We start from the raw sequence: 26,255 nt of genomic DNA, 5'->3' as shown, positions 1-26,255 counted from the left end.
AGATATGAAAGCTTCGCTTTCATATCCCGTTACGCCCTTGCTTGGCGTACTCAGGAGTTTTTTGCTCTGTCTAATACTTTTTCTCCTACATTATTTATAATTAGTGCTCTATCCTTATTATTACTTCTATATCCTGTTATAATAATTTTACTATATTTTTTAGCAATTTCACATGCAGCTAGTAATGCCCCTTCATCTGCTAAATATCCTTCTGGGTATATAATCACATCAACACTAAGATTATTCTTTATTTCTTTTTCAAGTTGCTCAATAGTGTTTTCATGAATAGGTTGTCCTGTTAAAATTTTCATAATTGTCACATCCCTTATATATCTATGAAACTCCCAAAACCATTTTAGCACTTTCATATTTTTCCTTCATAATCTCTTTTGCTTCTGGACACAATTTAATCCAACTTCTTTCAATTTTTCTGCTTACCCAGTCTGCACCTTCTTTTATATTCATGTTTCTATTATGATAAGCAAGATGTAATAATGATGGTACTTGATCTATATGTGCCATGGCATCCGCACTTGCTACACATACTGCTTCTTTAGTTTTTTGTTCCTTCCTTACGCTACCTCTGTGACATATAATACAATCTTTTATTATTCCTATTTTTTCTTCTGGACACTCTAGTTTTCTAAGAATTTTCTCTGCTTCTATTGCTCCATATATATGATGTTCTTCATACATGTTTTTATCTTTTATACTTGCATAATCATGTAGTAATGCTGCCATTTCAACTATTTCTTCGTTAGCACCTAATCTTTTCGCTAAAACTTTAGCATATTTAACTACACTAATAATGTGACATGTCCATATTCCATAACCAAATACATTATCATTACTTTTACACTGTTCCTCTACTATTGTTGAAATGGTATTTATTAATTCTGTTGATTTCATTCTCATTACTACCTCATTAAGCAAAATTGGTTGAATTTGTGGGTATGTTAAATTCTCTGGCATATCCTCAAATAATGTAATTTCTCCAATCTCTAAATTAGGTAATTCTCCTAACTCCTGAATTTCAGCATAATATAATCTCCCATAACTTTTATCTTCATGTTCTCTTTCTAAGGAATAATCGCATAAGTAATCACATATAGGCTTTATATTAAATTTAATTGCTCCTGTTTCCTCTTTTAATTCTCTTGTAGCAGTATCATTAATATCTTCATTTAACTCCCTATGTCCACCTGGAACTTCCCATGTTTCCCGTTCTTTATGCATTACATATACAAATTTACCATTAAACCTTGAAACTATAACAGCAAATTTTAATTCTTCATCACTAACTATTCCTAAATCATATACTTTAGTTTTCATATAAATCCTCCAAAACTATTCTCACCATTATTTTTTGTTGCAATAAATATAGGACAATTCAAATTAATCCACAAAATGCAATTGTTTTTCCATCTCATTATCCCTTCATTAAAATTTTATAAGTATTAATCTTTACCATTTAAAACCCTAAATCCTCATTCACAATAAACACCTTAATTCTGCCTTTTACAGATTGTCCTTCTATGACTGAAAGGCTATTACACACCCTTTCAGTTGAAGTACAGTCCACACATTTATTTAACTCTACACAAGGTGGATTAAACCCTGCTCGTTTTGCATTTAATGGGCATGCAACATTTTTAACTCTTTTTATTCCTTCTTCCCATGTATCAACAATTTTATTTATTCCAACAACTATTATTACATTATCAGGTCCAAAAGTAATTGCAGCAACTCTATTACCACTATGATCTACATTAACTATACGTCCATCTACTGATATTGCATTAGACCCTGTAACATACCAATCTGCTAGCAATGCCTTCTTTTTTAAGATTTTACCCTCTTCTTTATCTTTAGCAAGTTCTTTATCATATACAATATTACCTCTTTCACTAAAGATTTTAGTAATATCCATTTCTTTAAGTGTTGCTGAATGACCTATACCAACAATCACATCTGTTGGTATCAAATTTAAAATTTTATTTTTTGCACACTCAAGAGTTTCAACACAAATTACCTCTATATTTCTTAATTCAAAGTTAGCAATTAATTTTTCAATTTTATCTATCATTTTCTTTTACCTCATTAATTTCTTATACAATCATAGTACTTCTACAAATATTACCAAGTTCCTTCAACCAAAGTATATTTTTATATGTGAAAAAGATTGATTCAAATAATCATCTGAATCAATCTTTTTTAGCATTTTGAGTTACAATGTCAGACTCCGACCACACTATCAGTGTTTTCTTTTCAAATAATAAAATATCGGAAGACCAAGAAGAGCTATACCGATTCCTATTATAGAAATGAACTTCTCCACTCATTAAACCAAATACAATAATAGCAACTATTGGGATAAGCTTACCTACTGTTGAAATGGTTTGAATAATTCCTCCATATTTAGTGCTAATTATATTCATAATAATTACAAATACCAATATTCCCACCGATAGTAGTTTCTGTTGAAAATTACTCATTGGAATAAAAAAGGTAGCAAAAGTAGAAACAGCTATTGCCAATGCTGCTCCCTATGCAGGATAGGATATTACTGTTTGCACCCATCCCAATAGAAAACCCCAAACCTCTCCATATAACTCTTCAAGATAAACATATAACCCGCCGGTTTTTGGTATAGATGAAGCTACCTCTGCAATGGTAAGAGCAGATGCTAAAGTTATAATGCCTCCAACTACCCAAGCTAGTATACCCATTATAGGAGAGCCTGCATCATTAAATACAATACCTGGTTTTAGAAATATTCCAGATCCTATTATCATTCCAACTACTATTGCCATTGCTTCAATAAATGTTACTGATTTCTTTAGTGTATTTTGCGTCATGACTGCCTCCTTAATAATTTTTTATAGGTTTATTATTTCTTATAGTTCATTCTTTATGCTTACCTTTCAGAAGTATAAAGAGTTATTCCTCCGTGCAGAACAAATTGAAAAAAGTTTTTTTCTAGTTAGTCCAACTTAAAACCACTTAAAGTGAGCAAAAGTTGAGAAGGAAGATAAAAGATCCATATTAAAAAACCTAGAAAAAATTTAACATTACCTTCTGCCACTATATTGTAAAGTCCCACATTTAAATCGCACATAAAAAATAAAAACATTCCTAAAGCAATTATCCATGAACTGTTTTTAGAATACTTACCTCTGCTTATGGTACTTACTGCACAGTAAAGGCTAGTAATTAATAGAGAAGCGTATATAAGTGCTAAAACAATTAAATTTTTCTCTATTGATGGTATTTTTATTTTTAATAATGTTATTAAAGCTATAATTAATGATAATATGAAAAACATTAAATTTTTATATTTCTCATTTTCCATTATGCTATGCCTTATTATGTAAGTTATTTGAACTAAGGAAAAGAAAAAAATACCCATAGTAAAATTACTAGAAATCACAAGAAAATAATCAGCGATTAAGGTAAATAATCGTGCAAGCTGAACTAAAAGTTTATCTTCTTTTCTGTAGCCATGAGCTCCAATTAGTAATGATATGATAAAGCAAAGTACTATAGTTGAATATTTTAATTTTACTGAATATATATTTTCTAAACTTTTAGATACAAAATCAATGTATAAAAAAACTAGGTAAATAACAATGATTATCATAGAACTAATTTTTATAAAGTGTTTCTTGTTTATAAGTTTATACATTTATATCACCTAAGTATATTTATTCCCTTTACTTAAGTTTTATATTATTTATATAAAACATCACTTTTTAGTTTTAAATTTTATTTGCTTTATATAAAAAAACTACACACCCTCACTTCATATGAGAATACGTAGTTTTAAAATTACAATATGTTTATATATATCATTATGATGCTTGTTCAATAGCTTCCTCATCAATTTCTTTTTCTTTCTTTTTTTCAATTGCTCCAAATATTTTTGATCCTACATATCCTGCTAATGTTCCTCCTATTGCTGAACATATAAGTGCTAATATAACATTTATAGGATTATTGAAGGCAAAAGGAGCTAATAATCCTGGAATTGGTGATGCTGTTCCAGGTGCATTATTTATTATTCTAAAGTAAGCTGCTGCTATTCCCGCTAAGCCTCCGCCAAAAAAGTTAGAACAATAAATGGGAACAGGATTTTTAGTTATTATATCTGCTTGTGTCAATGGTTCTAACATAACAGCTATCACATTACTTGTATTTCCAAGTTTTAAATTTTTAAATATCATTCCATTAGTGAAAGACCCTCCTACACACGCTATTGATGCTATCCCCATAGCTAAGCCTTGTAATCCTAACATAGCTGTTATTGCCATAGAACTTAGAGGGGATGTACAAATCATTTTTATTATTCCACCAAGTAAGAATCCCATTACAAGGGGAGATTGTACTGATGCTACTGATATCATATTACCTATATTAAGTAATGTAGCATCAACAACTGGATTTATCATCATAGCTAAAAATCTAGCAAATGGTGCTATTAATATTGCTCCTACAACCATATCCAATCCTTCTGGCAATTTCTTTTCTAATATTGGAGCTACTAATCCTATTATATACCCTGCAAAAAAACCAGGAAGTATACCATATCCACCTAATGCTACTCCTCCTACTACTGCATAAACCGGGTTAACGCCCATTGAAATAGGTACTAAAATTGCCGCTGCAACTCCACCCATTGTTCCAGATATTGTTCCAACTTCACTCAAAAAACTAAAACCTAAGAAATTTCCGCTTATATACTTATGTATCGCTTCTACTAAAAATGTTGCTACCGCAGCATTAGCTAACCCCGACATAGCTTTACTACCTTTAGGTGCTTTCATACTAAAAACTGAAAAAAATACTAAAGTTATTAATAATAATCCAATACCAGTAATAACATTTAACAAAATAAACACATCCTTTCAAAAACTATATTCTAAATTTTTAGAATTTTCTAACCTAATTTTAAACCTATCGTTTTTGAAAGTTTCAGAAAGTTTCGAAAAATAATATTTGCTTTGTTATTTTTTTATCTAATCTCTATTTGTTCTAATACTACAGCATCTACAAGTTGAAGATAAGACTATCCTTTACCCTTTTCTTCCTTGAATTAACTTTATATTGCAAAGAATTTACTAAATTTAATTACCTTTCTTTATCACAATATATTATTAATCCCTCTAAGAATTTTTTCACATTAACCTTTCCACCTTCACAGCTCTTTCCTCTAATAAAATCCATCTGTCTTTTTACCTCTTCAAAATTATATAAACTAGTAGAGTATTCTAAAAATGTTTCATTCATATAATCTTCTATACCTAAATTAGCTAAATTTTTCATCCCAATTAATGCTGTTCTTCTTATTCTCTGCTCTATAGATTTGTAGTTTTTATTAAACATAATTAATAATTCTTTTAATGTAAACTCTTCCACATTTATATCTTCTTTCATTGAATATAACAATATATTTTTAATATCCCTACATCCCACTTCACCTATAATTCCTATTCTTTTCATTACATAATTAATATTTTTTTCGCTATCTTTTATTTTACCTCTACCATCTACATCCTCACAGCACTCCAAGTTATTAATGTTAAACACTTTCTCTATTTTGCTTAACTTTTGTTCAATCTTAATTTTATCACTAACTTTTTTTATAACATTTTCTACTTCAATGGCATTTATGGGTTTATTAATATAAAATTCTACACCACTTTCATAAGCTTTCCCAATAATATCTTTAGTGACAACTTGAGAAATCATAATAAACTTTGATTTAACAAAATTCTTTTTACAATCATTTACTAAGGTTATTCCATCTCTTAATGGCATTAATAAATCAACTAAAACTATCTCTGGATTTATTTTTAATATTAGTTCTTCACCTTCCATAGGGTTTGTGCAAATTTCAACAACTTGGCCTAATTGTCTATCTTCTATAATTCGCTTTAGAATTATACCAATATTAATATCATCCTCTACAATTATTATGTCCATCATTTAAATTCTCCAACTCCTTTTGAGGTATGTATATAGTAAATTTAGTTCCTTGGTTTTCCCTTGATTCTACTTCAATAAAACCATTTAAACTCTTATATGTTAACTCTTTAACTATACTTAAACCTAATCCCCTATTTATATTACCTGTTTTATAATTTATCTTAGTAGAAAAACCTGGTGAAAATATATGCTTTATTTCACTTTCTTTTATACCCGTCCCTTCATCTTCAACAGTAAATATATAATATAGAATATTTTTTATTGAATGCTGAGATTGATGCACATAAATATTTCCCTTATCTTTAATTGCATCAATAGCATTCATTATTAAATTTCTTAATATTGACATAATGCAATAGTGATTTTTTGTATAAATGTCACTTTTGTATTTTAAAAATATCTTAACTTTTTTATTATCTCTATTAATTTGTACTTTCAAAGAGCTTTGTAATATATCATATATCTCACTTAAATAAAGACCTTTCTCTTCTTTATCATTTTCTAATACCTCTTCAAGTCCTCTTAACGCTAAAAGATTATCCTTCTTTATTTCATGAATATTTTTTGCTATATCTAAGGATTCCTTTGCCCATGTGTTACTATTTATATCACTACTTATATTAGTATATAAATTATATGCATCACCCATTAAATTCTCAGTACTTTTCATGCTTTTTTCCATCCAGTACAGCTCAGTTTTCAACTTAGATGTAGTATATAATAGCCTTTTATATCTATTATCATGCTCTTTTCTTAATATGAATACTTTATATTTGGATGTTATCTTAAGGCAGATCCATATAATTATGGACCTTAATAGTGCAATTAAGATTAATCCTAATATTAATCCTGTATTAATTTTTTCTTCATTCATAAAATGTCTAAATAATATTTCTATAAAATTCCCTAAAAAATCGGCACCTAGGCATATTATAAATATTTTATTTATTTTCTTATCGTACATCTTACTTGTAAACAATTTGAAGATTACGAAATATGTAAGGTAAAAAAATATCTCTGGGAAAAAAATTTTCATTCCATCACTTAAAGCCTCTAGCTCTAACCCTAAACTAAAAAAATATGTGCAAGCCCTTATAAAGTAAACAAACATGGCAGATAAAAATCCAACTTTCATTATATTTATGTTTTCTAATATATAGAAACATATTGGTAATATTATAATTGCCAAAGATATTCTAAAGTTCGATATTACTGGTTCAAAAAATACTTGTGATATCAATCCTATTATGATTGATATTAATACTGAATTTTCATAAGAACTATCCTTTATATTATAATTTAAATTCATAAGCCCCCCCTTTAAACCTTTACATTAATCCGTGTTAATTAATCATTTTTAACTCTTTTTTTATTATCTATCTAATTATAACATCATCTGTAATAAATTAATTGATTTATTATTCTAATAATACCTCTTTATATATGTATCTTAAAATCAACAAACTCAAATACTCCATTGCCCTGCTTTAGCATGTCTTTATCCTCTATATTTTTAGACGCATTCTTAATGCTATTTATTAAATTCACTTGTACATTCAACTCATTATGTGCTGGTAATATCTTTGTTATTCCTTTTAAATTACTAATTTTATCAATGGATTGCTTAAAAAGAATAGGATCTGTACTTGGGTAGAATGCATATAAAGTTCCTTTATAAATCAAATCCCCTGTATTTTAATATTTACTATACCTAAACCTGTATCAATTAAAAGAGCAAATGTCTTGCCCATTAATAAATAGGAGTGCACTTTTTCCCAATGTCCATATTCACTTATTGTATAGGTTTCATCATCAATCTTTTCAATTTCAAACCATTCATCCATATTCAAATCTCCTTTATCAAATTCTATGCTAAATATCTATGTCCTCCTGGAACTTCCCAAGTTTCTCTTTTCTTATGCTTAACATATATAAATTTTTATATATTTTTATATGAAAAACATCAATTCAAAAACGAACAATATCTTACTACTATTTCCTTGAGTTTTGCATAATTAATTTATAATTCCTTCATAATACCATTGTAATCGATTAAACAATAACCCTCCATACCGCAATATACTTATATTAATTTTCCAACAATTGAAGTTTGACTTTTTATTTTATTCACGATATAATCTTATAACTACAGTACAAAATTTAATTTACTCAATATACAAAAGAAAATTAGAAGGGATTGATATAATGAAAAAAGCAAAAATTAGTTTATCAACAAAAATATTTATCGGATTAATCCTAGGTTTAATAACAGGTATTATGTTTAATTTTATCCCAGAGAGTTTTATACGAGATCAATTATTAATTGATGGAGTTTTCTATTTAGTTGGACAGGCATTTTTAAAAGCTATTATGATGCTTGTAGTACCTTTAGTTTTTATTTCTCTAGTTAATGGAGCTGCCAGCATGGGTGATATTAAAAAGCTAGGTAGAATTGGAGTGAAAACAGTATTATTTTACTTAGCTACTACCGCTATTGCTATTTCAATTTCATTATCACTATCTACCATATTTAAACCAGGTGTTGGATTAAATTTATCAAATTCTAATTTAACTGAAGTTACTATCAAAGAAGCTACACCATTAGTTGAAGTGCTCCTTGATATGATACCCAACAACCCTATTGCATCCATGGCAAATGGAAACATGCTACAAATTATTGTATTTGCAATATTGATAGGTGTAGGGTTATCTGTTCTAGGTGAAAAAACTAAAATGGTAACAAACCTTTTTCAACAACTAAATGATCTTATTATGAAAATTGTAGATTTTGTAATGTTACTTGCACCTTTTGGAGTATTTGGTTTAATCGCTCGTACCTTTGCTACCCAAGGCTTTGATGCAATGCTACCATTAATGAAATATATGGCATTAGTACTAATCTGCTTGCTTATCCATGCCACTATTATCTATGGCGGTATGTTAAAGTTATTCACAGGATTGAATCCTATAAGATTCTTCAAGAAATTCTTCCCTGCCATTTCAGTAGGTTTTTCTACTTCAAGTAGTAACGCAACCCTACCCGTGTCCATGGAAGTTGCAGAAGAAAATTTAGGAATTTCAAAGGATGTTGCTTCATTTACATTACCACTAGGCGCAACCATAAATATGGATGGTACAGCTATTATGCAAGGTGTAGCTACTATATTTATTGCTCAAGTTTATGGAATTGATTTAACTTTCAGTGCTTACTTAACTGTCATTTTAACAGCAACATTAGCTTCAATTGGAACAGCTGGAGTACCTGGTGTAGGAATGATTATGTTATCTATGGTATTACAATCAGTAGGTTTGCCAGTAGAAGGTATTGCTCTAATTATGGGTATCGATAGAATCCTAGACATGTCAAGAACTGCAGTTAACATTACCGGTGATGCAGTATGTACACTGATTGTAGCAAAAGCTGAAGGCGAATTTAATGAGGATATTTTTTACTCTGAAAATGTAAAAATTAAATAATTTAAAAGAGCATTTTTGCTAATCCATCCTATTCCTACTCTATATATTTTACACAGGATATAGGAATATCTAAAATTTATTTTATAGTGTAGACAATGACATGCTCCCCTTAAAGTATACAGATCAAATAATAAAAATCTGTTACTAGAAAGGGGAGCATTTTTGTATATGCCAGTATTAATTATTAAAACTTAACCACAATTCCATAACTTCATCTAGTTCTTTACTTAATTCCTCTTTCCTGCAGTACAGCTTGTTAAGCTCCTCATAATCTAACTCGTGGTCAGCCATAGCTAAATCAATGTCTCTTATTTCATTTTCAAGACTCTCAACATTTGTTTCAACTTTAGTTTTTTCTGATTCCTTCTTTTTACCTTCATCAATATTGCTTGATTTCTTAACTTTTTTAGTCTTCACCACTGTCTCTTTAGGAGCTTTCAGACTCAGCTCATCTTTTACACTTTTATAATAATCATAATTACCGGGATAACTATTGAAGATATTGTCTTCAATTGCAATGACTCTTTCACCGATTTTATTGATAAAATATCTATCGTGAGAGATAAATAATATAGTTCCTTTAAACTCCTCCAGAGCTTCTTCAAAGGTTTCTATAGAATCAATATCAAGATGATTAGTTGGCTCATCCAGTATTAACAAATTTACATCTTTATATAACAGTTTACCGAGCTTTAGCCTGATCTTCTCTCCCCCTGACAAGTGCTTTACTTTTTTAAATACACTATTACCATAAAACATGAATTTAGACAGGTATTCCCGTGCTTTTCCCTCCAATATAGAAATATCTCCCCTAAAGCACTCCAGCACAGTGAGTTCCTCATTTTCGAAAGTAATTTTCTGTGGTAAATATGCCGCCATCACATTGGCACCTAATTCCACTACGCCAGCATCCGGATGTTCTTCACCTAAGAGCATTTTTAAGAAGGTGGTTTTTCCGCTGCCATTTGGACCGATTATCGCCGCTCTTTCACCAAAATTGATCAATAAATTTGCATCCTTAAAAATAACTTTATCCTCAAAGCTTTTAGAGAGCCCTATGGCCTTGATTGTCTCATTGCCTGATCGCTGCGTAGCCTTTAAATTTAGTTTCATATTTTGTTTTTCAAATTTCGGTTTTTCAGTTCTTACATATTGACCTCTTGTTCGATAATATTTATTACTTTCAATGTCACTGTTTTTCATTTTATCAAGCTTTTTTTGTAGGCTGGTAGCTCTTTTAAAGAATTTATTATTATCCACCCTAGTTGCCCAATCCCTTAGCTCCTTTATAGCATTCTGTATATTCTTAATCTCCTTTTGCTGTTCCTTATATTGATGAAGTTGTTCAAGCATATTCTCTTCTTTTTGCTTGGCAAAATCAGAGTAATTTCCTTTATAAGTCTCACATTCCATATCTTCTATTTCTACAATCTTTGTTACTACGTTATCTAGAAAATATCTATCATGGGATACAATAATTACAATTCCTTTATAACCTTTAAGATAGCTTTCAAGCCATTCAATTGAATCCATATCCAGATGATTTGTAGGTTCATCTAGTAGTAATATATCTGGATTATCAATCAAGAGCTTCCCTAGTACTACTGTAGTTTTTTCCCCACCACTTAACAAACTAAAGTCTTTGTTTAAAAAGCTATCATCAAATTTCAATCCCGTGCAAACCTTGCCTAACTTTTCCTCTATCTGGTATCCTCCCTTAACTTCATATAATTGAACCAAATCACTGTACTGCTTCAACGCTTTTTCCAATGCAGCATCTTCTAAAACTTTCATTTTATCTTCTAATTTACGCATTTCATTTTCTATACCGTGAATTTCCTCAAAAGCTAAGTCTAAAACATCAATAACCTTTAAACTGTCAGGATACTCCGGTATTTGTTCAAGGTAAGCCTTAGTGGCTTCTCCTGGAATGGAAATAAAACCTTCATCATACCCTGAGCTTGTGGCACCTGGATAACCAATGCAATAATTCATTGGTTCTATTCCCGCTATTAATTTAAGAACCGTACTCTTTCCACTTCCATTTGCACCTACTATACCAACCTTTTCTCCTGCATAAACTTGAAAGGTTATATTTTTCAGAACAAGTGTCGCATCCATATATTTTTTTATACCATTTAATAATAATTCAAACATAAAAATCCCTTCTTTCATCCATCTTTTAAATTAAGCCTTTTATGGACAGGCAGAAAAAATCTTAACTACTATAATTTAAAAAGGAATTTTAAAAATAAAAAAAACCATAAGAAGATGGCATCTTCCTACAGTCTAAAATACTCTAACTACTATAATTTATTTAAATCAGTATAAGCAAAATTATGCATATCAATAAACTCATTTCATTATGCTTATATGTCCAATTACAGAATTTTTCAGAAAAATTCTGACTCAATATTTCAAAATAACTATTTGAAACACTCTATAAATTATAATATTGAATTCCAGTAAAGTAAGTTACCTTCTAAATGCCTTATTCCATAAAGAGCACAACAATAAAACCTAAATATAATTAGGCAAATTGAAATTCATTACAAAATATATATTAATTAAAAATTAATATTAACAATTAGTTGGTGTCATAACTTACTTCCCCCTTTAAGGTTTTTCTTTATTATATCATCTTTTGCATTTTATGTAAATAATATTTCCTTTAAACTTTACTCTTTTATGTCTTCCGTTAATGGTCTATTCAAAATTTAAGAGTATACCTTTTAGGTGCAATAAAGTAATGGTATACTATTATAAACAAGAATTATAATTTATTTTATAAAATATTTAATTTTAGGAGGGTTACATATGGACTATCAAAATAAAGAAAACCTCAATGCTAATGCTATACGTCTAATTGAAATCGGCTCTATCTTTGATAGCATAGGTGTTACTACTGTAGAACTTGCTCAACACCTTAGAGACCACCTACAAAATTGTCCTGGAGGTAAGGATTGTATTGAGACTCTTTTAGCTAAAAAAATATAATCCATGTAATTTGTAAACAAACTGCTATCATTCCTATATAATAGAAATGTCTAAAATTAAAATAACGTCATAGGAAATAGGAGCAAGAATTATATTTTATATCATTTTTGCTCCCGTTCCTTTTCAAAATTACAAAGAGTATAACTTCTTTGTCACCTAAGTTTTGTATAAACAAACTAATAGTATTTTTGAAATTGTAATTTTCCAAAATACAAATTATTTTTATTTAAATTCACCGGTAACTAGCATAGAAGTATATAATGCCAATGGAAAACAGTTAACCATTCATTTTACTTCTTAATAGGAATCCAAATCTCACATTTGTAATCCGAAGAGTGTATATCACCTTCATGATAAACCTCAAGCTCTGGTGCACAATCATGCTGATATCCTGTAGATGGCATCCATTCTGTAAATATCCTTCTATTAAGGTCTTGTATAGCTTCTGGAAGCGCTCCAACTGATTCAAATACAGCCCAGGTTGCTGCCGGTATAGTTGCCGAAACATATCCTTTCGGAATGGTGTCTTTGATTTCCTCAACTCCTATCATATAATTAAATTCATCTTCACCGAAATCCTTACATATACCTAAGACACCAAGCTTGCCTGCATTAGATTCAATCCACTGGTATGAACCATCCTTCATGCAATCATCCCAAAATTCAGGTATCTGTTTAAAGTTTTCTCCGTCCACCATAGTTATCCTGCCTTGCTTACCTACTACTGTAAAGCTTCCTTTATCAACAATCTTATAATTCATATCTTTATCTCCTTTTATTGAAATGTGAAAGGATAGCTTTGGATATGCCTTGAGATTTGCTCCTAGCTCGCGTGCAGCCGAGGGGCTCATTCCATACATTTTACCAAAAGCTTTTGTAAATGCTTCTGGTGTTTCATAGCAATATTTATAAGCTACATTAATAATCTTTTCACCAGATATAATATCTTGTGCAGCGAGTGTAAGTCTTCTTCTGCGTATATATTCAGCTATTGTAACACCGGTTATCATATGATACATACGTTGAAAGTGAAACGTGGATGATAATGCAATTTTCGCCACCTTTTCAATATCAATCTTTTCAGTAATGTTAGCCTCCATGTATTCTACTGCCTTGTTCATCGAATCGAGCCAATCCATAAACCCACTCCTCTCTATTTCTATATTAAATGTTTTCTACTTATTTGTCCTGTCTTTAAATGCTACCCTATGATAGGTTTAAATTATGTAGTTTTCATCTACATTAATTCCCCATATTAAATATATTTCTTTTATTTATAAAAGTTTATAGTATATAACAGCAATGTCGGTATTCATATTATATAAGTTTTAAACTAAAATATAGTTCAAATATAATTTAATACCTAAGTTTATATTTTCTAATTTGTAACATAAGTACAAAAATGCCATGTATCTCACATGGCATTTTCCTAGAACTATTTTGATTTTAGAATTATTAAATTATGTTTGACGAAAGAAATAAGCATTTATGTTTTGAGATTATTGTTTTACCTTAATTTTTCTAAAATAATTCTTATTAAATTTTGTAAAGTGCAATAAATTTATTAATATTTTTCAATATCTTTATCTCTATAGTTCTTTCTTTTTTCTTTCTCCAAATAAAAAAATCATGAATGGCTTCAGGATTTTCCCCTCATTCCACTCATGATTTGCAATTATATTTTACTAATTAATATTTGTGTCAATATAACTTATAATAAGTGTCATTACTAATGATAACTCACATTTAAAATCCACAACAATATATAATTTATTCAACCGTTACTGATTTTGCAAGGTTTCTTGGCTTATCTACGTCACAACCTTTTTCGATTGCCATGTAGTAAGAGAATAACTGCATTGGTATAACTGATATTACAGGTGATAGTAAATCCATTACCTTTGGAATATAAGTTACCGAATGAACTGATTTCTCTATTTCAGTGTGTCCCTTTTGAGCAAAGGCATATACCCTAGCTCCTCTTGCTATAACTTCTTTCATATTACTTATAGTTTTATCATATAAGTCTTCTTGAGTTGCAAGAGTTATTACTACTGTTCCCTCTTCTATTAAAGCTATCGGGCCGTGTTTTAACTCTCCTGCAGCATAAGCTTCTGAATGAATGTAAGATATCTCTTTTAATTTTAAAGATGCTTCCATACATACTGCATAGTCAAGACCTCTTCCTAGGAAGAACATGTCGTTGTGCTTGCAAGTTTTGTTTGTGAATTTTTGAATAGTTTCTTTACAATCAAGAGCTTCTTGAGCCTTCTCTGGAAGTGCTAACATTTCAGCTTTTATTGCTTCTATTTCTTCTGTAGATAAAGTTTCCTTCTGCTCTGCAAAGAATAGAGCTATTATATACATAGCTATTAATTGAGTTACATATGCTTTTGTTGAAGCAACTGCAATCTCTGGTCCTGCCCATGTATATAGTATATCATCAGCTTCTCTTGATGCTGAACTACCAACTACATTTGTAACAGCTATTACTCTAGCACCCTTAGATTTTGCAAGTCTTAGAGCTGACATTGTATCTGCTGTTTCTCCTGATTGGCTAACAACTATCATTAATGTATTTTCATCTATTATTGGATCTCTATATTTAAATTCTGATGCTATATCTACCTCTACTGGTATTCTAGCTAATTTTTCTATTACATACTTTCCTACTACACCTGCGTGATATGCAGTTCCGCATGCAACTATATATATTCTATTTAAATTCTTAATTTGTTCTGCAGTTATATGAATATCATCAAGAGTTATTGGCTGTCCAAGTGCTATTCTTGAAGTAAGTGTATCTCTAATAGCCTTTGGTTGCTCATGAATCTCTTTTATCATAAAGTGCTCATATCCACCTTTTTCAGCAGCATCTGCATCCCAAGTTACATTGAATACTTCTTTCTTAACTTCTTTATCATACTCATCATAAATCTTAACACCATCTTTAGTAACTACAACAAACTCATTATCTTCTAAAAGGTAAACTTTTCTTGTTTGATTTAGTACTGCTGGTATATCAGATGCAATAAATATTTCATCTTCTCCAAGTCCAACTATAAGTGGGCTCTCATGTCTTACTGCAACTAATTTATCTGGCTCATGAGTTGTTATAACTCCAATTGCATAACTTCCTTGCATTTTTTCAGCAGCCTTCATTACAGCTTTTAATAAGTCTCCCTCATAGTAATAGTCTACAAGGTTTGGAATGACTTCTGTATCTGTTTCTGATAGAAACTCATAACCTTTACTTGTAAGCCATTCTCTAATTGCTATATAGTTCTCTATAATTCCGTTATGAACTACTGATATAGTGTTATCCGCATTACAATGTGGATGTGAGTTAACATCTGACGGTTTACCATGAGTAGCCCATCTAGTATGACCTATACCAATGAATCCATGAACTGGATTTTCCTCTAATTTTCCTTCTAAGTTAGCAAGTCTTCCTTTACACTTTGTAAGGTTTATTCCATCCTCATTTAGTATAGAAACTCCTGCTGAGTCATATCCTCTATACTCAAGTTTACTTAAACCCTCAATAAGTAGAGGCGCTGCCTCTCTTCTTCCAAAATAACCTACTATTCCGCACATAAAAAATCTTCCTCCCTAAATGTCTTTTATTCTATAATTTAGATACAACTCTACATGAATAAGAAAAACCTTTGATTTAGTATGCCCTTTTAATGTAATAATTAATAAGATCTCTCTTAAAATATCCACAACTAAAGAAACTATACTTAAACTTATCCACATTTAGTTAAGGTTTTACACCAGATTGTTTTGTCACAAAAATCACTTCTTGCTTTTATCAATCGTTAACGGTAGTGCGATACCGTGGGGCACCCGCCGAAGATCGATACTCCCCATCCTCGTCAACTTAAGTGAACTCCTAAATCTATGATTTAGTTGAGTGAACTTACTCATTCGAATACATATGAGAATGAGTTTCCTTTCAAACTAAAAATCTTTGATTTAGTTACGGGAACTTGCTCATTTGCATGAATATAAAAATGAGCTTCTTTTCACTTAAGTCCTGGCGCTAAGTTAATTTTTCTAGAATGACTTTATTCAAACCACTTCTTAATTCATACTCCACATATACGATAAAAAAAGTAATTAAGTTTGTAAAATAAATATTAATATTAAATATTAATCTATTATTAATATTTAACTACTTTGAAATCTAAAACCCATTAACCTCATTATATTATATTCATTTAATAAGTTTTGGTCAATGATATTCACTCAAATTTGTTTTTTAGAATCAGTTCATTACAAATACTTTATAAATCTATGTATAGTACGCTTGACATCAAAAGTAAAGCGTACTATACATATATGTAACTCTCACTTCTTCTAACTCTTAAAATATTTCCCCAAGAACTCATATACAACAGCTTCATATTCCTTTGGATTCTTACACTGCGAATCTGCATGGGCTGCATTAGGTGCAATAAAAAGTTCCTTCTTGTCCTTCTTTACTTCATACATAGCCTTTCCCATATAGGTAGGCACATAATCATCATTTTCACCGTGAATAAATAATATTGGTACATCAGTTTTTTCCACTACTTTAATTGGACTTACCTGGTAAATATTAAACCCTGCTCTTAGCCTAATCAACATAGCTGATAGTGGTACAAAAGGAAAGTTAGGTAAATTATAACGATCTTTGAGCTGATACTTAAGTAACTCATATAAATCTGAATACCCACAGTCTGCTATAACAAAGGCTGGTCTTTCATCAATCTCTAGGTGGGCAAGTACTGTGGCTGACCCCATAGACTCACCATGGGTAGCAACTGTGATATCATTTCCATAGGTATTGTAGCACCAGTCTATAACAGTTTTTAGATCAAACTTCTCATAATATCCCATAGTGGTAGGTGCCTTTCCACTTAAGCCATGATTTCTATGATCATATATTAATACCTTAAAACCCTTCTTAATAAACATATTAGTATACTTTACCTCTCCATATTTACTCCAGGTAATACCATGTACTAACACCATTATTTTAATCTGCTCTTCTTCTTTCTCATATTTATTATCTTCAATAAGCTCGCAGGATAGGTTGTACCCATAATTAGATTTTATAAAGAAATCATTTTTATTCCAGCTATTATATAGATCCTCATCAAATCTTCCCCCAGCTACCTCAAGGCTGTAGGTATGTTTATATCCTTTAATTACAGGATGAATAACCATAGTTGATAATTTCCATGAAAAGCAAAACAATATAATTAAAAGAACTACTATAATTCCTACACTTACATAATATATCATATAAACTCCTCCATATATTTACAATACTTTCTTTAAGTAAGTATATCATAGATGCTGTAACATTCTCAATGGCACAAAAATAAAGCAAGAAGAAAATCTCTCCCAGCTTTATTTATTAACAATATAAAACTTATACAACTAGTCTTTTTCTTTACCTATAGTTAGTTGTTAGCTTTTTCTTCTATTTTCTTAGCAAGGTCATGAGCCATTTTATCTATCGCTACTTGATTTTCGCCCTCTAACATTACTCTTACTAGTGGTTCTGTACCTGAAGGTCTAATTAATACTCTACCTGATCCATTCATCTTCTCTTCCATAACTTTTATATCAGCCATGATTTCTTCATCTTTTTCATGAATATCTTTCATGTTGTTTGGTACTTTAGCATTTACTAAAACCTGTGGTAATTCCTTCATTACTGATGCAAGCTCACTTACAGTTTTTCCGCTACATTTTACTGTTGATGCAAGCTGAATTCCTGAAACTAATCCATCTCCAGTAGTATTAAAATCTAGGAATATAACATGGCCTGATTGTTCTCCTCCAATAGAGTACCCCCCTCTTGCCATTTCTTCTAGAACATATCTGTCCCCAACTTTAGTTTTTATAGTTTTGATTCCTTCTTCTTTTAATGCAATATCAAGACCTAAGTTACTCATAACTGTTACTACAACAGTATTATGATTTAACTTTCCAATAGATTTTAAGTGCTTAGCAGCAATAACCATCATAAAGTCGCCGTTAACTAAATTACCATTTTCATCTATTGCAAGGCATCTATCTGCATCTCCATCAAAAGCAAGTCCTAAATTACAGTTGTTTTCTACAACGAATTTCATTAAGTCTTCTGGATGAGTAGATCCACAACGTCTATTTATGTTTATTCCATCAGGTGTGTTGTGTATTGCAAGAACTTCTGCCCCTAACTTTTCAAGTGCTAATTCTGAAGTTTTATAAGCTGCACCATTAGCACAATCTATAGCTATTTTCAAACCGGTTAAATCTCCTTCAATAGTTGAAACTGCAAAATCTACATACTCTTCAATTCCTGTAGTTAAAATAACTTTTCTACCTATTTTTTCTCCCACTGGAGTTTCAATACCTTTAAAATCATTTTCTATTAGCTCTTGAATTTTATCTTCAAGCTCATCAGTTAATTTAAATCCTTCTCCATTGAAAAATTTTATTCCATTATACTCTACTGGGTTATGTGATGCTGATATTACAACTCCTGCATCAGCGTTATATTTTCTTGTAAGGTATGATACTGCTGGTGTTGGTACAACGCCTACTGAAATAGCTTCTGCTCCTACGGATAAGATTCCCGCTATTAATGCATTTTCAAGCATATCTCCTGAAATTCTTGTATCCATACCTACTAATATTTTAGCCTTATGTGTTCCTTCTGTTAATACATAAGCTCCAGCTTTTCCAAGTTTATAAGCAAGTTCTACAGTTAACTCACTATTTGCAATACCTCTTACTCCATCAGTCCCAAATATTCTACTCATATATATCTCTTCTCCTCTTATTTTCATTTTTCATCTATAATAATTGTTTCTTTCCTTCTGTTACTGCTATTATGACTTAAATTTGTATAATAACATACAGACTAATTATAATACAAATTATGTATCATAACAATAAAAGTTTCTTTTCATAAAATTTTCCTATTGTTTTATTTATATTTTCACTTGATTATTTTTCTATTTATTCACATTGAAATATCATTAATATTTTCATTTTTAACGAAAATAAACCTTCATCCCAGGGAATGAAGGCTTATATATTTTACCTTGATATTCGTTTCTATTATAAACCTATATATATAGGTTTAAACCCTTTATTCTATACATAAATTTCATTAGTTTTTTCAATTAATTCTTCCACAGTTCCATCCGTACTATCATACTCTACTAAAGATCTTGTGCCTTTAATTATTATTAATCCCAATCCAATTATAAAAGCAACACCAAGAAGTGATATAATTGCTAATCGTATTGGTATAACCTGCCCTAAAACTCCTCCAATTAAAGCTCCTATTGGTTGTAAACTACCACTTACGGTATTCATAAGAGCTCCAATCTTGCCTCTTTTATTTGGTGGTACTACTAACATAATTACAGAGTTAAATATTGTATTAAAAATTACATTTGCTAAAAATGACATAAATCCCACAACTAGTATAATGTAAAAATTCTCTATCAAAAATGCAAAGGGTAGTGTTACTAGACATATTAGTACTCCTGATACATATAATTTGAACTTATATCTCTTCTTAATATTAATTATAGATAATAATATACTTCCTGTTAACATTCCAAGTGGAATCACTGCCATAAATACTCCATACTTTTCTGGTCCCAAAAATGGCATAGCTCTAAAGTATGGCAATATTAATATGAATGCCGCATTGGCAAAAAGATTTAGTATTGATGCAAGTATAAATAACTTCCTTAAAACTTTAAAATTCCAAAGAAACTTAAATCCATCCTTAAAATCTTCTATAAATGTCATCTTTTCAACTTTATGCTCTCTCCTTGGAGGTGTTATAAACATTTCTGAGAATGCTGACAATAAATATGATATCCCATTAAACAAAAACATATATGGAGCTCCTATAGCTACATATATAACCCCTCCAACAGCACTTCCTATCATATCCATACCAGAAGTTGCAACGCTAGTAACTGAGTTTGCCTTCATAAATTTTGATTCATGAACTAATTCAGGCTTTAATGCATTAACTGCAGGTCCAAAGAATGCAGAGCATAGTCCACTTACTATACCAGTTACAAATACCATCCACACCTGTATAAATCCAAAGATACCCGCAATACCAACAAAGGTTACAAATATACCCCTTATAAAATCAGTTATAACTATTATATTTTTTCTATTCCACTTATCCACAAATACCCCTGCAAATGGTCCAAGTATTATTCTTGGTAACATTGTAAGAGCACTTAAAAGCCCCATAAGTGCTGTAGAACCTGTCATGTCTAATATCCAAAAGTCCAAGGCTATAATATATAGCACATCTCCTAATACTGATACCATTTGCCCTTGCCAAAGCAAGAAAAAATTCTTATTCCAAAGTTTTATTTTTTTATCCCCTATTTTTGTTTCCTTCTCCATATTTTCCCCCAATTACTTTGTTCTATTTTTATCTAATTGACATATATCCTTCAATTGTTTTTCTCTATATTATATCTTTATCGATTGGTTAACGATTCCACCTTCTTCAAGCTTTAACTCTCCAGTATACTCCACTTTATTTATTATTGACCCTTTACCAATAATAATATTTTTTCCTCTAACCACATCTACTGTGGAGTTTTCAAGAAGGATTTCATCCCCCTCAATACACTTACAATGTAATCCCTTTTTACTTTTAGGAGTAAATGAAAATAATGATATTGTCATTCCAAACTTATTCATGTCATCTGATACCCTAACTACTTTTCCACCAATCTCCTTGATTTCATGATTTCCAGACATACTAATGTATATTTCATCTCCATTTATAAGGCCATCACAATTTGTATCTCCGCTTAAAACTATTTTTTCTCCCTCTATTCCTTCTTTTGCATATACATCTCCTGATATTACTATCTCTCCCCCAGTAATCTTCATAACCTGTTCAATATCCCCAGAAACTTTTATGGCATCACCTTTAAGATTTCCTCCAAAGGTTCCATCTCCACTTAAATGAAATATTCCCTCACATACCAAGTCTTTTTTTATATCAATGTCACCACTTACTCTAAGAGTTCCACAGTTAACACTTCCATCTACATCCATATCCCCACTGACTTTTAACTCACCTTTTACCAAAAGATTATCGTGAAATTCAGCATCTCCACTAATTTTCATTATTCCACAGGTTAGAGTATTTTTAATATCTAAATCTCCACTAACTTTAAATAGATCCTGACAGAATACATTTCCATTGATATCTGCATCTCCATTAATACTAAATGATCTACAAGTTACATCCCCATTTATAGTTCCATCTCCACTAATTTTTATATCTCTATATTTACCACCATTTGAGACTAAATCATCGTTTATTTTTAAATCACTATAATCCTTTAAATCCACAATTTCACCCCTTCTTTTAAACTTAAATTTTTATGCTACTTCATTTATATTATACATCTAATTTTACATTTAATTCAAGTAATGTTAATTTATTAAATGTAATGCTTTTATACTATTTTTATCTTATGTCATTAATATTTTTAAAACTTATTATAATGCTAATTTCATTTTCAACTTTTCTATGGCATTTTTTATATTTATTTCCCCTATAATTTTGCTACCACTATCTATCACAATTCTTTCCTCAAAGGCTATTACACAAATTCCTATTCCTAATCTTCTTATAATATATATACTGCCATCTTTTTCTTCTAATTTTATATACTCATCATCTATCATTTTAAGCATAGTTTCTATTTCATTAATTGTCAGCTGAGCTAAATCAAACTGCTCTTGAAGAATATACATTATTAAAACTTCTTTAAATTCATAGGAATCTTTTGATTGAAAAATGTCCTTATATATAGGTAAAGTTTCCTCTTCAATTATCCCCTTTTCTATAATATATTGCTCCTCAACATCATTAACCTTAGGTTTATTTGAAAACATAGCCGCTAAATCATCTAGTGGCATATCATCTTTTAGCTCTAGAATTTTATTTATTCTATTTACAATTTTTTCTTTAGGGAAAAAGGTTTCTTGTCCAGTATAACTGGATTTCTTAATAAACCACTCTTCAGGAATTAATTCTTTCCTCTTCCATCTGTAGAGCTGACCATAAGATATTCCTGTTATGTCTAATATTTCTTTTTTAGAAATCAATTCTTCCATGTTTTAAATACCTCCTTATCAAGTTTTCTATTTTTTATTTAAACTTGAACTTTTCATCGCTTTGTCTAACAACATCTTAAATTAGTCAGAATTTATAATTTGAACTCTTCTTCAATAATAGATTCAGTATTAACTCTTTCTAAGCTTTCACTATACTCTATCCTCTTTATTTTACACCCTTCTCCTATGGTGACTTTTCCACCACGTACAACATCTGCAATAGTGTTCTCTAAATAAATTTCATCAGCTTCAATAGTTCTAACAGTTAAGTATCCATGGTTTTTACTAAAAAGGCTACAAATAAATCTTCCGATAATATTCATACTACTACATTCCTTTGAAACCTTTACCTTGGTAGCTCCTATTTCTTCAATTTCACAACCACCATTTAATTCAATATTTATATCATCCCCATTTACCATTCCTAAAGTTTTAACTGCACCTTTTATACTGATGCTTTCTCCCTCAATGCCTTGACCCACAGAAATCGATCCAAGAAGCTTCACTATAGTTGCATTTATTCTTCCCTCTACTTTTCCAGCACCTACCATAATAAATTCTTCACCCTTGAAATTTCCTCCTATTTTTCCACTTCCACTTATATTAAATTTATTTGCATGAATAGAACCAAGGACAGATCCACTACCACATATACCACCTTTAACACACTTTAAATCTCCTGTTACCTTTCCACTTCCACTGATACTAAAACCACTAGTTGTAACTGCACCTTCTACTTTACCACTACCACTTATATTGAAACTTTCACAATTTACATCTCCATTAATTTTACCACTGCCACTTATAGATACACCTTTATACCTTCCACCATTAGCACTTCCACTACCTGATATTGTTAAATCTCCAAACTGTTGGTTATTTTCCATACTATACTCCTCCAATTTAATTATTAATATATTTTTAAATTTTTACTTTATATAATTTATATTTTATGTTTTTCTTCATCATCCATATTTAATCCCCACTTTCACGTAATAATGTTATATTTATCAAATATACTCTTTTAGATTATAACTATATAACCCCTTTAAATAGCCTTGCTTAGTATCTTTATTACTATAATACCATAGTAACATAACATTGTTACATTGTAAATATGTATTTACATTTTTTTCTTTATTAAAATGCATCTTCTTACCAATTCACTATTACCAGTAATAGAATTAATTTTTAATAAGAAGATAATTCTATTACAAATAAAAAAATCCTTAAGTATCTAAAATGATACCTAAGGATTTTAAACTAAACTATTTTACGTAGCTCGCTCCAATTTCAAGAGCTTTTTTATTGATTTCAAAGAATTTTTCTTTTCCATGATCTCTTAAAGATTGTAATAATGTATCCATGGAAACTATTTGAGTTTTTGCAACTAATGCTCCTAAAAGTACCATGTTAGCAATCTGTTTGCTTCCTAGATTTGCAGCTTCTGTTTGAGCTGGTACTTTTATTACGTCTACATCTTCTCTTTCAACTTCTCTATCTACTAGGTCGCTATCTATTATTAATAAGCCACCCTTTTCAATTTCAACTTCGAACTTATCTAAAGATGGTCTGTTCATAACAACTAATGATGTAGGCTTTGTTACTATTGGAGAACCAACCGCTTCATCAGAAACAATAACAGAACAGTTAGCAGTACCTCCACGCATTTCTGGTCCATAGGAAGGTAACCATGAAACATTCATGTTTGCATCCATTCCTGCATAAGCTAAGAATTTACCCATTGATAATATTCCTTGTCCACCAAATCCAGCAAATATTATTTCTTGTGATGCCATGTTATTTCACCTCCACAGTTGTATCTTTTTTTACACCTAAAGTGTAGAATGGCATCATATTTTCTCTTAGCCATCCTAATGATTCTTCTGTTGATAGTCCCCAGTTTGTTGGACAAATTGATAAAACTTCAACCATTGAGAATCCTTTTCCATCTATAGCATTTTGGAATGCTTTTTTAATAGCTTTCTTAGCTTTTATTACATTTGGTACGCTATCTGAAGATACTCTTTCTACATAGCAAACCCCATCTAAAGTAGAGATCATTTCTGATACTCTAATTGGGTGTCCTTGAACCTTAACATCTCTTCCATATGGAGAAGTCTCTGTAACTTGTCCTGGTAAAGTTGTAGGAGCCATTTGACCACCTGTCATTCCGTAAATACAGTTATTTACGAAGATTGTAACCATGTTTTCTCCTCTAGTTGCAGCATGTACTATTTCTGCTGTTCCTATAGCAGCTAGATCTCCATCTCCTTGGTATGTGAATACAACTTTATCTGGATTAGACCTTTTTATTCCTGTTGCAACTGCTGGTGCTCTTCCATGTGCTGCTTCAAACATATCACATGCAAAATAATCATATGCCAAAACTGAACATCCTACTGGAGCAACTCCAATAGTTTTATCTATAATATTTAATTCTTCAAGTACTTCTCCCACTAATCTGTGAATTGTTCCATGAGTACATCCTGGGCAGTAATGGGTAGGTACGTCTAATAATGCTTTTGTTGGTTGAAATACTATTGCCATTACTTAGCACCTCCTATGAATTTTTTCACATTTTCTAATACTTCTGCTGGACTAGGAACCATTCCACCTGATCTTCCAAAGAAGTTTACTGGTTTCCTGCCTTCAACTGAAAGTCTAACATCTTCTACCATTTGACCACAGCTAAGTTCTATAGCCGCATATCCAAATTTAGTATTATCTATAGTCTTATTAAAAGCTTCTACTGGGAATGGCCATAATGTTATAGGCCTAATTAAACCTAATTTTATTCCTTCTTCTTTAGCTAATTTAATAACCGTTTTGCATATTCTTGAAGTTGTTCCGTATGCAACCATAATTAAATCAACTTCATTTTCACAGTTATATAACTCATATTTGGTTTCATTTTCTTTTATTGCCTTATATTTAGCTTGAAGTTTTTTATTATGATCTTCTAGCCCTTCTGGTTTTAAATATAATGAATTTATTACATTATGATGTTTTCTACCATTTAAACCATTTGCAGCCCAAGTTTTTTCTGGAAGCTCTCTTTTTTCTCTTTCCTTAAACTCAACTGGCTCCATCATTTGTCCAAGCATACCATCTCCCATAACCATAACTGGAGTTCTATATATGTCAGCCACATCAAAAGCATCTTGCACTAAATCAACCATTTCTTGAATTGAACATGGTGCATAAACTGGCATGTTAAAGTCTCCATGAGCTCCACCTTTTGTAGCTTGGAAATAATCTGATTGAGCTGGTTGAATTCCACCTAAGCCTGGACCACCTCTAACTATATCTACTATTACGCAAGGAAGCTCAGCTCCTGCTATATATGATATTCCTTCTGCTTTTAAACTTATTCCAGGTGAACTTGAAGATGTCATACATCTTACTCCTGTTCCCGCTGCTCCATATACCATGTTTATTGCTGCAACTTCGCTCTCAGCTTGTAGAAAAACCCTCCCTATTTTAGGCATTTTTCTTGAAAGATATGCTGATATTTCTGTTTGTGGTGTTATAGGGTATCCAAAGAAACATTGACAACCAGCTTGAATAGCTGCTTCTCCTATAGCTTCATTACCCTTCATTAAAACTTTTTCTGACATGAATCTTCC

The 26,255-nt window shown here is 30.7% G+C and carries 23 protein-coding genes and 1 pseudogene; 2 read left to right on the top strand and 22 right to left on the bottom strand.

Translation table 11 applies throughout. The features are described 5' to 3' along the window. Positions 1-50: 50 nt before the first annotated feature. From RSD37_RS13095 to RSD37_RS13050, 10 genes and pseudogenes are all read right to left on the bottom strand, one after another. Positions 51-311, bottom strand: coding sequence for a hypothetical protein (locus RSD37_RS13095; RefSeq protein WP_346947190.1), 261 nt, complete (start codon positions 309-311; stop codon positions 51-53). A gap of 22 nt (positions 312-333) precedes the next feature. Further along, entirely contained in the window at positions 334-1,332 is a 999-nt protein-coding gene (locus RSD37_RS13090; RefSeq protein ID WP_346947189.1) for an HD domain-containing protein, read from the bottom strand. Between the two features lie 139 nt (positions 1,333-1,471). Beyond that, entirely contained in the window at positions 1,472-2,086 is a 615-nt protein-coding gene (locus RSD37_RS13085) for a lactate utilization protein (RefSeq protein ID WP_346947188.1), read from the bottom strand. A gap of 118 nt (positions 2,087-2,204) precedes the next feature. Then, positions 2,205-2,858 (bottom strand): annotated as a pseudogene (locus RSD37_RS13080) (amino acid permease). Between the two features lie 125 nt (positions 2,859-2,983). Beyond that, the gene (locus RSD37_RS13075) at positions 2,984-3,685 is read right to left on the bottom strand and encodes a lysoplasmalogenase family protein (protein WP_346947187.1); all 702 of its coding nucleotides are present in this window, start codon (positions 3,683-3,685) and stop codon (positions 2,984-2,986) included. A 166-nt stretch (positions 3,686-3,851) separates the two neighbouring features. After that, positions 3,852-4,889, bottom strand: a complete 1,038-nt coding sequence (locus tag RSD37_RS13070) for a PTS sugar transporter subunit IIC (protein WP_346947186.1) — start codon at positions 4,887-4,889, stop codon at positions 3,852-3,854. A 238-nt stretch (positions 4,890-5,127) separates the two neighbouring features. Then, positions 5,128-5,985 carry a response regulator gene (locus RSD37_RS13065; protein ID WP_346947185.1) on the bottom strand — a complete coding sequence of 286 codons (858 nt, stop codon included), beginning with the start codon at positions 5,983-5,985 and terminating at the stop codon, positions 5,128-5,130. Further along, on the bottom strand, positions 5,957-7,294 hold the full coding sequence (locus RSD37_RS13060) for an ATP-binding protein (protein WP_346947184.1): 1,338 nt from the start codon (positions 7,292-7,294) through the stop codon (positions 5,957-5,959). Before RSD37_RS13060 ends, RSD37_RS13065 begins: the two co-directional genes overlap by 29 nt. Positions 7,295-7,422: 128 nt before the next feature. Further along, positions 7,423-7,668 (bottom strand): hypothetical protein, encoded by a 246-nt coding sequence (locus RSD37_RS13055; protein ID WP_346947183.1) that lies wholly within the window; start codon positions 7,666-7,668, stop codon positions 7,423-7,425. Further along, positions 7,665-7,829, bottom strand: coding sequence for a hypothetical protein (locus tag RSD37_RS13050; protein ID WP_346947182.1), 165 nt, complete (start codon positions 7,827-7,829; stop codon positions 7,665-7,667). Before RSD37_RS13050 ends, RSD37_RS13055 begins: the two co-directional genes overlap by 4 nt. A 361-nt stretch (positions 7,830-8,190) precedes the next feature. Between RSD37_RS13050 and RSD37_RS13045 the strand changes: the two genes are divergently transcribed. Continuing rightward, complete coding sequence (locus RSD37_RS13045) at positions 8,191-9,462, top strand: dicarboxylate/amino acid:cation symporter (RefSeq protein ID WP_346947181.1); 1,272 nt, start codon at positions 8,191-8,193, stop codon at positions 9,460-9,462. A 177-nt stretch (positions 9,463-9,639) separates the two neighbouring features. On the opposite strand, the gene abc-f is transcribed toward RSD37_RS13045, so the two are convergent. Further along, complete coding sequence (abc-f, locus tag RSD37_RS13040) at positions 9,640-11,619, bottom strand: ribosomal protection-like ABC-F family protein (protein WP_346947180.1); 1,980 nt, start codon at positions 11,617-11,619, stop codon at positions 9,640-9,642. 660 nt (positions 11,620-12,279) lie between these two features. On the opposite strand from abc-f, the gene RSD37_RS13035 reads away from it, so the two are divergent. Further along, on the top strand, positions 12,280-12,459 hold the full coding sequence (locus tag RSD37_RS13035) for a hypothetical protein (protein WP_346947179.1): 180 nt from the start codon (positions 12,280-12,282) through the stop codon (positions 12,457-12,459). A 290-nt stretch (positions 12,460-12,749) separates the two neighbouring features. Here RSD37_RS13035 and RSD37_RS13030 read toward each other — a convergent pair whose 3' ends face one another. The 11 genes from RSD37_RS13030 to RSD37_RS12980 all read right to left on the bottom strand — a co-directional run bounded on the left by RSD37_RS13030 (position 12,750) and on the right by RSD37_RS12980 (position 26,246). Further along, positions 12,750-13,598: an AraC family transcriptional regulator gene (locus RSD37_RS13030; protein ID WP_346947178.1), complete on the bottom strand. Its 849-nt coding sequence runs from the start codon at positions 13,596-13,598 to the stop codon at positions 12,750-12,752. 631 nt (positions 13,599-14,229) lie between these two features. After that, a complete protein-coding gene (gene glmS, locus RSD37_RS13025; RefSeq protein ID WP_346947177.1) occupies positions 14,230-16,056 on the bottom strand; it encodes a glutamine--fructose-6-phosphate transaminase (isomerizing) in 1,827 nt (608 codons plus the stop codon). 765 nt (positions 16,057-16,821) lie between these two features. Further along, complete coding sequence (locus RSD37_RS13020) at positions 16,822-17,751, bottom strand: alpha/beta hydrolase (protein WP_346947176.1); 930 nt, start codon at positions 17,749-17,751, stop codon at positions 16,822-16,824. Positions 17,752-17,912: 161 nt separating this feature from the next. Further along, complete coding sequence (glmM, locus tag RSD37_RS13015) at positions 17,913-19,262, bottom strand: phosphoglucosamine mutase (RefSeq protein ID WP_346947175.1); 1,350 nt, start codon at positions 19,260-19,262, stop codon at positions 17,913-17,915. A gap of 337 nt (positions 19,263-19,599) precedes the next feature. Beyond that, complete coding sequence (locus tag RSD37_RS13010; protein ID WP_346947174.1) at positions 19,600-20,889, bottom strand: MFS transporter; 1,290 nt, start codon at positions 20,887-20,889, stop codon at positions 19,600-19,602. Positions 20,890-20,958: 69 nt separating this feature from the next. Then, entirely contained in the window at positions 20,959-21,855 is an 897-nt protein-coding gene (locus RSD37_RS13005; RefSeq protein WP_346947173.1) for a hypothetical protein, read from the bottom strand. A 150-nt stretch (positions 21,856-22,005) separates the two neighbouring features. Then, complete coding sequence (locus tag RSD37_RS13000; RefSeq protein WP_346947172.1) at positions 22,006-22,626, bottom strand: DUF4004 family protein; 621 nt, start codon at positions 22,624-22,626, stop codon at positions 22,006-22,008. A 92-nt stretch (positions 22,627-22,718) separates the two neighbouring features. Next, on the bottom strand, positions 22,719-23,513 hold the full coding sequence (locus tag RSD37_RS12995; RefSeq protein WP_346947171.1) for a polymer-forming cytoskeletal protein: 795 nt from the start codon (positions 23,511-23,513) through the stop codon (positions 22,719-22,721). Positions 23,514-23,894: 381 nt separating this feature from the next. After that, complete coding sequence (locus tag RSD37_RS12990; RefSeq protein ID WP_346947170.1) at positions 23,895-24,425, bottom strand: 2-oxoacid:acceptor oxidoreductase family protein; 531 nt, start codon at positions 24,423-24,425, stop codon at positions 23,895-23,897. Between the two features lies 1 nt (position 24,426). Further along, complete coding sequence (locus RSD37_RS12985) at positions 24,427-25,176, bottom strand: thiamine pyrophosphate-dependent enzyme (protein ID WP_346947169.1); 750 nt, start codon at positions 25,174-25,176, stop codon at positions 24,427-24,429. Continuing rightward, positions 25,176-26,246, bottom strand: a complete 1,071-nt coding sequence (locus tag RSD37_RS12980) for a 3-methyl-2-oxobutanoate dehydrogenase subunit VorB (RefSeq protein WP_346947168.1) — start codon at positions 26,244-26,246, stop codon at positions 25,176-25,178. Before RSD37_RS12980 ends, RSD37_RS12985 begins: the two co-directional genes overlap by 1 nt. Positions 26,247-26,255: the final 9 nt, after the last annotated feature.

This window comes from Clostridium sp., assembly GCF_036646415.1.
Taxonomy (GTDB): Bacteria; Bacillota; Clostridia; order Clostridiales; family Clostridiaceae; genus Clostridium_J.
The sequence above is the reverse complement of the archived record's forward strand: the minus strand, read 5'-3'. Positions and strand labels throughout refer to the sequence as shown.

Bases quoted from the DNA above. Each gene is read 5' to 3' on its own strand.
- RSD37_RS13065 (WP_346947185.1), bottom strand. From the start codon at position 5,985: ATGATGGACATAATAATTGTAGAGGATGATATTAATATTGGTATAATT.
- RSD37_RS13035 (WP_346947179.1), top strand. From the start codon at position 12,280: ATGGACTATCAAAATAAAGAAAACCTCAATGCTAATGCTATACGTCTA.
- RSD37_RS13020 (WP_346947176.1), bottom strand. From the start codon at position 17,751: ATGATATATTATGTAAGTGTAGGAATTATAGTAGTTCTTTTAATTATA.
- RSD37_RS13010 (WP_346947174.1), bottom strand. From the start codon at position 20,889: ATGGAGAAGGAAACAAAAATAGGGGATAAAAAAATAAAACTTTGGAAT.
- RSD37_RS12995 (WP_346947171.1), bottom strand. From the start codon at position 23,513: ATGGAAAATAACCAACAGTTTGGAGATTTAACAATATCAGGTAGTGGA.
- glmM (WP_346947175.1), bottom strand. From the start codon at position 19,262: ATGAGTAGAATATTTGGGACTGATGGAGTAAGAGGTATTGCAAATAGT.
- RSD37_RS13075 (WP_346947187.1), bottom strand. From the start codon at position 3,685: ATGTATAAACTTATAAACAAGAAACACTTTATAAAAATTAGTTCTATG.
- RSD37_RS13085 (WP_346947188.1), bottom strand. From the start codon at position 2,086: ATGATAGATAAAATTGAAAAATTAATTGCTAACTTTGAATTAAGAAAT.
- RSD37_RS13000 (WP_346947172.1), bottom strand. From the start codon at position 22,626: ATGGAAGAATTGATTTCTAAAAAAGAAATATTAGACATAACAGGAATA.
- RSD37_RS13030 (WP_346947178.1), bottom strand. From the start codon at position 13,598: ATGGATTGGCTCGATTCGATGAACAAGGCAGTAGAATACATGGAGGCT.
- RSD37_RS13050 (WP_346947182.1), bottom strand. From the start codon at position 7,829: ATGGATGAATGGTTTGAAATTGAAAAGATTGATGATGAAACCTATACA.
- RSD37_RS13045 (WP_346947181.1), top strand. From the start codon at position 8,191: ATGAAAAAAGCAAAAATTAGTTTATCAACAAAAATATTTATCGGATTA.
- RSD37_RS12985 (WP_346947169.1), bottom strand. From the start codon at position 25,176: ATGGCAATAGTATTTCAACCAACAAAAGCATTATTAGACGTACCTACC.
- RSD37_RS12980 (WP_346947168.1), bottom strand. From the start codon at position 26,246: ATGTCAGAAAAAGTTTTAATGAAGGGTAATGAAGCTATAGGAGAAGCA.
- RSD37_RS12990 (WP_346947170.1), bottom strand. From the start codon at position 24,425: ATGGCATCACAAGAAATAATATTTGCTGGATTTGGTGGACAAGGAATA.
- RSD37_RS13090 (WP_346947189.1), bottom strand. From the start codon at position 1,332: ATGAAAACTAAAGTATATGATTTAGGAATAGTTAGTGATGAAGAATTA.
- glmS (WP_346947177.1), bottom strand. From the start codon at position 16,056: ATGTGCGGAATAGTAGGTTATTTTGGAAGAAGAGAGGCAGCGCCTCTA.
- abc-f (WP_346947180.1), bottom strand. From the start codon at position 11,619: ATGTTTGAATTATTATTAAATGGTATAAAAAAATATATGGATGCGACA.
- RSD37_RS13060 (WP_346947184.1), bottom strand. From the start codon at position 7,294: ATGAATTTAAATTATAATATAAAGGATAGTTCTTATGAAAATTCAGTA.
- RSD37_RS13095 (WP_346947190.1), bottom strand. From the start codon at position 311: ATGAAAATTTTAACAGGACAACCTATTCATGAAAACACTATTGAGCAA.